This is a genomic window from Kineococcus glutinatus (assembly GCF_039542765.1).
Lineage (GTDB): Bacteria > Actinomycetota > Actinomycetes > Actinomycetales > Kineococcaceae > Kineococcus_A > Kineococcus_A glutinatus.
In genome coordinates, this window is the sequence record NZ_BAABIL010000661.1 from 1 (window position 1) to 1,410 (window position 1,410).

At 77.4% G+C, this 1,410-nt stretch carries 2 protein-coding genes; both read left to right on the top strand.

Annotated elements, in window-relative coordinates:
- Positions 1–747, top strand: a 747-nt coding sequence (locus tag ABEB16_RS19730) for a 4Fe-4S dicluster domain-containing protein (protein ID WP_345713907.1), incomplete at its 5' end; no start/stop codon positions are given.
- 182 nt (positions 748–929) lie between these two features.
- On the top strand, positions 930–1,410 hold a 481-nt coding region (nrfD, locus tag ABEB16_RS19735; RefSeq protein WP_425560267.1), incomplete at its 3' end, for an NrfD/PsrC family molybdoenzyme membrane anchor subunit.

Here is a 1,410-nt window from a genome sequence, read left to right on the forward strand (position 1 = left end):
GCCGCCACCGGCGGCTGCGGGTGCGGCGGTGGTGGCGCGGGAGGCGGCGGATCGTCCTCCCGCGCCGGCGCGACCGCCGGAGCCGCAGCCGGCTCGCGGGTGCAGGACCTCGGCATGCCGGGCTGGGGGTACCTCCCGCTCGCGGGGGACTCGGCGCCCACCGCCACGCCGGACGGGCGCGCCGACGTGCGCTGGCTGATGATGTCCAACGTCTGCAAGCACTGCACGCACGCCGGCTGCCTGGACGTGTGCCCCACGGGCGCGCTGTTCCGCACCGAGTTCGGCACCGTCGTCGTGCAGCAGGACGTCTGCAACGGCTGCGGGTACTGCGTCTCGGCCTGCCCCTACGGCGTCATCGACAAGCGCGAGGGCGACGGCCGGGCCTGGAAGTGCACCCTGTGCTACGACCGGCTCAAGGCCGACGAGACGCCCGCCTGCGCCAAGGCGTGCCCCACGGAGTCCATCCAGTTCGGCGACCTGGACGAGCTGCGCGAGCGCGCCGAGCGCCGCAGGCGCCAGCTGCACGAGGCCGGGGTCACCGAGGCGCGGCTGTACGGCAACGACCCCCACGACGGCGTCGGCGGGGACGGGGCGTTCTTCCTGCTGCTCGACGAGCCGGAGGTGTACGGCCTGCCGCCGGACCCGGTCGTCCCGACCCGCGACCTGCCCGCCATGTACCGGACGATGGCGGTGGCCGCCGGGGCGATGCTGCTCGGTGGCCTGGCCGCGGCGGTGGGGCGCCGGTGAGCGCCCCGGGGGGACCCGGCAGCGCCCCGGGGGGACCCGGCAGCGCCCCGGGGGGACCCGGCAGCGCCCCGGCGGGACCCGGGCCGGACGCGGCGACCGCGGACCGGCAGGGCACCGAACCGGGCGGCGAGGTCCGCGGCGCCGGAACGCGCGCCGACCCGGTCGGCGGCCAGGCGGCGCGGATGTGGGAGTCCGGCATGGGCCGGCGCGGCGGTCGCCCGGGCGGTGGTGGGCGCGGCCGTCGCGGCGACCCGAACGCCACCGTGCCGGACGCGGAGTTCTCCTCCTACTACGGCCGCGCCGTCCTCAAACCGCCGGTGTGGACGCACGACATCGCGATCTACCTGTTCACCGGCGGCCTCGCGGCCGGCTCCTCCGTCCTGGCCGCCGTGGCCGACGCGCGCGGGGAGGTGTCGTTGCGCCGCGGCCTGCGCATCACGTCGCTGGGTGCGCTGGGCGCCAGCGCCTACTTCCTCATCGCCGACCTCGGCCGCCCCGAGCGGTTCTACAACATGCTCCGGGTGGCGAAACCGACGTCGCCGATGTCGGTGGGCACTTGGATCCTCACCGCGTTCGGTCCGCTGGCCGGCTCCGCCGCCGCCGCGGAGGCGGCGCCGCTGCTGCCCCGCCACGGCGTCCTCGGGCTCGCCCGTCGCGTCGCCC